Below are 6942 nucleotides of genomic sequence, written 5' to 3'. Positions count from 1 at the left end.
TCCTTCTTTACTACAGGTTTTGCTTTCCTTAACAGATCCCCTATCAACACATTGTTTGATGTATTTAACCAGTATTCGTCTAACTGTCCGTGGTTCTTCAAACATTTTATTATAGACCAGGGATTGTATAGTACATGCCTCCCTATTTGATAGCCGTTGTACCATTCTTTTATTTCACTAAGCGATACAGGTTGTTTTGTTTCTTCCAGTAGCTTCACAACCTCATCTTCCGTGAATCCAAAGTATTGCCCGTAGTCTTCTCTCAATAGGGAGTATACCTCTATGTTGTTTAATCCAGAAAACAAACTCTCTTGAGAGATACGAGTGATTCCTGTGACCACTGCCTTTGTCAGATAGCTATTATCCTTTAATGCCTGCCCTAGTATACCACGCATTAACTCTACCATCTTCTCATAGTATTTGTGCAGGTAAGCCTCTTGTATCGGTGTGTCGTATTCGTCCATCAATATAATCGGGTTCTTGTCATACTTCCTATACATATATAGGCACAACCGCCTAAGTGCTGACTTGACATCAGATGGCTTCCCTTCTCTGTTCATTAATGCCTTAAAGATCCTTGCCTCACTATCTGATAGCAATCCATCTACTTCAAGTAAATACCTGTGTGCTTCATACAGCTCCATAATAAGACATACAATATCTTCGTATGCTCCTTGGTATGTAGACTGCTTCACATCCTTAAACGATATGAATATCACTGGATATTGATTCTGATGCTCCTCACAAAAGGCTTTGTCTTGCCCTATATTCAGCTTCTCAAACAAATTCTTATCTTTTGGCTTACTATGGTCTAAAAAGTAGTAGAGCATGGACAGATTAAGTGTCTTTCCAAATCTTCTAGGTCTGGTGATTAAAATCACCTTCGCACCGTCTTCTAACACTTCTTTGATTAAAAGAGTCTTATCGGTAAATACATACTCTTCTCTTACTATTTCTCTAAAATCGCTGACTCCTACCGGTAACCTGACGTTGATCATACCTAAAAACTTTCTACTTTATTCACGCTTTATATCTTACCATCATGTCTACACACTATCAAGACATCCACAACACCACCTTAACCTTTGAGTCCAGATAACCACCCGTTTTCATTCCTTTCTAACCGATTTGAGTCTAGACACCTCAATCATCCAGCACAATGCCTCACAATACTACAAACAGGCCTTCTTTTTAAATTTGCTCACCGCAGTCAATATTAGCGAGCAGCTCCAGCAAATGCTGATATATTCGATAAAAGAACAGTTTGTAGCTGTGTAAAGATCAAAGATAATGGCTTGCCTGAGATCGTTGTTCTCTTACCATCCCTTAAAAATCTCAGCGCAATGTTATTATCTTGCTCACTCTTTATGGAGCTTTCACTATCCCCTCCTCTCCTCTCTTGCGTAGATAAAGTTTTTAGGATACTAGCTACAGTGTCAACCTGCTCAGGTGAGATCGGTTTAATCTGTTGAAATATATTAGAGAGGCTCTCTATAGATAAGTTAGCTATCGCAGCATAGTATCTTAGCAAATCTCTATAATTTTTCAGCGATAAAACAAGATCAAACACCGGCAACACTCGCGCACTCTTACTACCTATGTACCCAGTCAATTCACCAGAAAAAGCCTTGGAAGAAGCACTAATATCTTTCACGTCTATGTAGTACTCAAAAAAATCAACCAGCTCCCCATCTTTCTTCAAATTCTTAAATTTCTCATAAAAAATAACGTTGGTATTCAAACCAACCTTACCAAGCTCAATAAATTTCTGATGTAATCTATTATCCTGTTCATTAGCAGACACGTAGCCAGGGTTGTATTCCAGCGATGATAAGCTAAAATCTAACTCAATTTTGCTACTACCATTTTCTATTCTGTTACTCGCCCAAAGATTCATGCCCTCAATACTGTACTCCAACTGCCTTTCTCTCATCTGATTAAATGATGAAATACCTCCAACACGCACCGTTATCTCTTTGACGTAATGCCGCAGCTCCCCATTCTGAATTGCGTTGACAAATTTTGATAAAGACGAAAACGTCGAAATTGTTATAACCGGTGGACTGGCAAAATCTGTAACCTGCTGTACACTACCTCCACCGCTACATCTCGTATTCACACTATTTGACAGCTCTACCTTAACTATATTCTCCAGCGGAGAGCTTTCAATGTCAATCCTCTCTATACTATGTACACAACCATTCGGTATTTGAACCGAGGCTTCATCTATCACAGCCTTTACCTTCCAAGCCGCAAAATTCGTAAACCTGATGTCACTATACTTCAAAAGTACTCCACCAGTTATCAGATGCTTTTTGATAGCAAGCGTAGAATCTATGATAACCCTAGTATGAATAAACCAAAGAGTAAAATTGGTTATCCCAATAACAACCGCTATAGCAAGCAATATGACTATTTTCCGCATTTATTTTGTGTACTGATCAGTATACCATCATGTGTCAAAATACTGCACGACAATTCAAAATTGTCAATAACTATCAGCAGCTCACCAGCCACCTCTTCCAAATTTATGTCATTTCTCCAAAACATAACTACCAGGCGCTTCTTCCAGAAAATCCTTGATCTTCGTCGATTGCACAGTATCCCCAGACTTGTCACCTAACCAATTAATCCAATCAGTCCACCAAGAGCCTTTAGATTCAGTTGCCCCCCTTAACCATACCCCAGAATCTGCTACATGGTCATCATTCACCCAATACGAATACTTGTTTTTAATCGGTGGATTTACAATGCCAGCAACGTGTCCTGAGCTAGACAATACAAATCTAACAGGCCCCTTGTAAAATTGTGTCGCTTTGTATACAGACCCCCATGGAGCAATATGATCGCTTCTTGTCGCCAATATATACACAGGAATGTTGATACTCCTCAAATCTATCGGCACACCTCCAAAACTTAAACCATTAGGTTGCGCTAACAAATTCCTTTGATACATGTTACGCAGATAGTAAGAATGCATAGATGCAGGCAACCTCGTCCTATCCGAGTTCCAGTGCAAAATGTCAAATGCACGGGGCGCTTGGCCTAACAAATAGTTGTTAATATAGAAATACCACACCATTTCGTTGCCCCTTAGTATACTAAATGTAAGACCCATCTTGTTTTCGTCCATGTATCCATATTTGTTCATGCTTTCTTCAAGCATCGAAATCTGTCTCTCATCTATAAAAATACCAACATCACCGCATTCTTTAAAATCTACCAATGTCGTTAAAAATGTCGCGGCAGTAATCGTGTTGCTATTTTTAGCACTCAAATATGCAAGTGTCGTAGCAAGCAATGTGCCTCCCAAGCAGTATCCCAAAAAGTTGACAGAAGGTACTCCAGTAATCCGCTTCACAACATCTATAGCCGCTAGCGGCCCTTCCATCATATAATCTTCAAATGATTTACCTCTGTAAGATGCCTCAGGATTCTTCCAAGATATCATAAACACTGTAAATCCCTGCTCCACTACCCAACGTACAAATGAGTTGTCAGCTTGTAAATCCAATATGTAATACTTGTTGATCCAAGCCGGCATCATTATAATAGGTGTCGCCTTGACCTTTTTGGTCATAGGCTCATATTGAATAAGTTGCATCAGCTCGTTTTGGTATACAACCTTACCAGCTGTACTAGCTATGTTTTTTCCTACAGTAAACGCAGCAGTATCAGTAGAAGAAATTTGAAAATGCCCTTTTGTAAATTCTACATCTTTGACAAAATTCAAAGCACCTTGAACTAAATTCTCCCCATTTGTCTTCAATGTTGCATCTATCACTGTCGGATTAAAAAATGCAAAATTTGTAGGACATAATCCATCCGTAAATACTTTCGTATAAAACCTTAATTGATGCAGCTCCTTTGGCTCAAGCCTCCCAAGATGCCCTAAAACACCCTCTATATACTTCACGTTCAAATAATAGCTACGTTTTAAAAATCTAAAGAAAGGATGCCAAGTCCATGCCTCATCTTTAAATCTTGAGTCCTTCGCCTCAAAATCTGAACAAGTAGAACCCTCAAGACTACAGCAATGGCCCCATGAGCTCATCGTATCTGCAACAAGTTGAACATAATCCCTATATAAGGCAAGCGTATCCCCAAAAACCGGTCCAGGCCCATCCAGTATTTCCTGAACTGCTTTCGATACCGCACCTCCAATGTTTAAAGGATCTAAATGTGTATTCCCAACATCTTGAGTCCCCACAATCTCAAGCATTCCACGATTAAACTCTATGGAAGCCAACAGTAAATTACTAAACAATTGTGGTATATTAGCAAATTCAAATTCTTTTTGCGACGGTAGCTGCCACATACTCCCCTTTTTGTTTTATTCCCCTAAATTAAAGGGTACAGAATTTTTAACGATTCAGCACCATATATTTTCATATTTGTGCATAAAAATTCTTGGGCTGAGCTGACACTGGGGATAACCCTTGATTTTTAAGGAATCAACAACAAGGGCACAACACAAAATAAAGCTAAAACTTTCAAAGTAATTGCGAGTAGTGGCGTTGAACACTAAAATACCCAAAACAATCCCCAAGAGAGACACCCATCTCTCTTGGGAGATATTTAAGCATAACTTCTAACTAAAATATGCAATTGTATTGTAAGTAGCCAATCCTTCAATGGAAAGAGTCGCAAGACAACCAATAGCATCTATTGCACATTGCCCCACATTATCCGGATTTGCATAGTCTAAATTATCGCAACTGTACACCGCTTTAGTACAGAGCCCAGACGCCAAAGCGCCAAACACCATATGAGCCCCAACGATCTCTGGAAGACTTTTAAATTTTGAACCAATTTGTTCCATTTTATTGACTAATTAAGTTAATATATTGCATATTATATACTATATGAACTATAAATCAACCATTAATTGTTTAGAGTGTACTTATACCTCTGCAAGATTGTTTGGTCTTGCATTTTTGTGGTGTGATGTATGCATGCTATGATTTAGTCGGCAGTGTTAGCGAAGACAAATAGATGCACGCTTTTGCGGCAATGACAAAAGAGAGCAGCGGGAATTGCAAAAGGGAGGAGTACGGAAGTGACAAAAGGGGAAGCGGGAGTGGCAAAGGAAGTGCCGGAATGGTAGAGGAGATGTGCATGGTATCGCTAACTACTTAATATCAAGTTTCAGATTAAATCAGGCAAATGGATTTGAGGATGAGGCTGCGTAAGCGTATTCAAATACCTGCCCAGAGCCGAGTTTCACAAAATCCGTTTTGAATCATTTAAAAATGAGAATTGGTATCACCAATTCTACCGCATTTTGGTGCTCCATCTTGCTTAGCTCTTGATATCATGCAATTCCATCATTATTACAACTTTTTCACATGATTATCTTCAAAGTCTAGTATCACAAACCAAACAACAACACTTTGCTCTTGCTGCGTATCGATATTTTTGATATAGAGGTATCAGTGTTCTTTTTGATTACGTGAACACCTGGGGGTCGTAGCTCAATTGGTAGAGTACTTGAATGGCATTCAAGAGGTCGGCGGTTCGATTCCGCTCGACTCCACCAGCCCCACCTACTTGTTTTTCCTTCTCAAAAAAGCAGGTATCTCAAAAAAATCCCTGCTCGATTTGCTCTGTTGCTGCTCACCTCCCATCACCACATCAGATTTCAAAGACACTACACCAGAAGTAGACGAAGAACCACTCATAAAACCTTCCCCATCCTTCTCTAAACCTACTTCTTCACCAGCTACCTCACATTCCCTATTTGTAGTACCTTCAGCTCCCCACTCCTTCTCAACCTCATCGCTCCGATCTATCTCCTCAGACCTGTTACTATGACTAATGTAACTGTGAAGCCTATAATTCGTCGTGTCTCTCTCACCACCAGACTTCTGCTGATTCAGGTTATGTTCAGATTCTTTCGTAACCTGAGTCCCATCACCACTACCAACACGCCCCTTATAGGATTCAGCTTCTATACCAGTCGCAACAATCGAAACCCTTATCGAACCATTAGTGCTCTCATCAAAAGCAGAACCTATTATTATGTTCGCATCCTGCGACACTTCCTCTCTAATCCTGTTCGCTATCTCATCAACTTCAAACAAAGTCATATCAAGCCCACCCGTAATGTTGATCAGTAAACCCCTAGCACCCTTCATAGATGAAGTGTCCAACAACGGATTAGAAATCGCAGCCTCCGCAGCTTTTGATGCACGATTCTCCCCCTGCGCCTCACCAGTCCCCATCATAGCTTTACCCATCTCCTTCATCGCCGCCCTCACATCCGCAAAATCCAGGTTTATCAACCCAGGCTTATTGATAAGATCAACAATCCCTCTCACACCCGAATGCAACACATTGTCCGCCATTCTAAATGCATCCGCAAACGTCGTGTTCTCATTCGCTATCCTAAAAAGATTCTGGTTATGTATCACAATCAAAGTATCCGTATACTTATACATCTCCTCTAAACCAGCCTCAGCAATCTTCATCCTACGTATACCCTCAAAATGAAACGGCTTCGTCACTACACCAACAGTCAGTATGTTCCTCTCGTGCGCTAACTTCGCAACTACAGGAGCAGCACCAGTACCAGTACCACCCCCCATACCAGCTGTAATAAATAACATGTTAGAGTGCTCTATCGCCTCAATAATCTCACCAGCAGATTCCTCCGCCGCTAATCTACCAACCTCCGGATAGGAACCAGCACCCAAACCTTCCTTCCCTAATCTAATCTTATTCGCTAATGATAATTCCAACGCCTGTACATCCGTGTTAGCTGCCCAATACTCAACACCGTCCAGACCCCCAGATATCATGTTGTTTACAGCATTACCACCAGCTCCTCCCACACCCAAAATTGTCAGGCGCGGCTTCATTTCAAAATTGTCTGCAACGTTGATTAGTAAAGACATATACACTCCATTAACTTATAATTTATGATATTCAGATCAAACTTCG

At 40.4% G+C, this 6942-nt stretch carries 6 protein-coding genes and 1 tRNA gene; 2 read left to right on the top strand and 5 right to left on the bottom strand.

Annotated features, from left to right (window positions below; all coding sequences use genetic code 11):
* From EDM53_RS03585 to EDM53_RS03570, 4 genes are all read right to left on the bottom strand, one after another.
* A partial coding sequence (locus EDM53_RS03585) for an AAA family ATPase (RefSeq protein ID WP_165379617.1) occupies positions 1–998 on the bottom strand: 998 nt, incomplete at its 3' end.
* A 218-nt stretch (positions 999–1216) separates the two neighbouring features.
* Positions 1217–2425 (bottom strand): hypothetical protein, encoded by a 1209-nt coding sequence (locus tag EDM53_RS03580; RefSeq protein ID WP_130122310.1) that lies wholly within the window; start codon positions 2423–2425, stop codon positions 1217–1219.
* A gap of 108 nt (positions 2426–2533) precedes the next feature.
* A complete protein-coding gene (locus tag EDM53_RS03575) occupies positions 2534–4318 on the bottom strand; it encodes a PHA/PHB synthase family protein (protein ID WP_130122309.1) in 1785 nt (594 codons plus the stop codon).
* Positions 4319–4591: 273 nt separating this feature from the next.
* Positions 4592–4822: a hypothetical protein gene (locus EDM53_RS03570; protein ID WP_130122308.1), complete on the bottom strand. Its 231-nt coding sequence runs from the start codon at positions 4820–4822 to the stop codon at positions 4592–4594.
* Between the two features lie 191 nt (positions 4823–5013).
* On the opposite strand from EDM53_RS03570, the gene EDM53_RS06510 reads away from it, so the two are divergent.
* The gene (locus EDM53_RS06510) at positions 5014–5139 is read left to right on the top strand and encodes a hypothetical protein (protein ID WP_277986530.1); all 126 of its coding nucleotides are present in this window, start codon (positions 5014–5016) and stop codon (positions 5137–5139) included.
* Between the two features lie 324 nt (positions 5140–5463).
* Positions 5464–5539: transfer RNA gene (locus tag EDM53_RS03565), tRNA-Ala, on the top strand.
* A 7-nt stretch (positions 5540–5546) separates the two neighbouring features.
* On the opposite strand, the gene ftsZ is transcribed toward EDM53_RS03565, so the two are convergent.
* Entirely contained in the window at positions 5547–6896 is a 1350-nt protein-coding gene (gene ftsZ / locus EDM53_RS03560; protein WP_130122307.1) for a cell division protein FtsZ, read from the bottom strand.
* Between the last annotated feature and the right edge of the window lie 46 nt (positions 6897–6942).

The sequence above is a fragment of the Rickettsiales endosymbiont of Peranema trichophorum genome (assembly GCF_004210275.1).
GTDB lineage: Bacteria > Pseudomonadota > Alphaproteobacteria > Rickettsiales > Midichloriaceae > RICK02.
This window is presented reverse-complemented; position numbering and strand designations above follow the sequence as displayed.

Excerpts from the sequence above, each read along its gene's own strand:
- EDM53_RS03580 (WP_130122310.1), bottom strand. The coding sequence starts at position 2,425 with ATGCGGAAAATAGTCATATTGCTTGCTATAGCGGTTGTTATTGGGATA.
- EDM53_RS03575 (WP_130122309.1), bottom strand. The coding sequence starts at position 4,318 with ATGTGGCAGCTACCGTCGCAAAAAGAATTTGAATTTGCTAATATACCA.
- EDM53_RS03570 (WP_130122308.1), bottom strand. The coding sequence starts at position 4,822 with ATGGAACAAATTGGTTCAAAATTTAAAAGTCTTCCAGAGATCGTTGGG.
- EDM53_RS06510 (WP_277986530.1), top strand. The coding sequence starts at position 5,014 with ATGACAAAAGAGAGCAGCGGGAATTGCAAAAGGGAGGAGTACGGAAGT.
- ftsZ (WP_130122307.1), bottom strand. The coding sequence starts at position 6,896 with ATGTCTTTACTAATCAACGTTGCAGACAATTTTGAAATGAAGCCGCGC.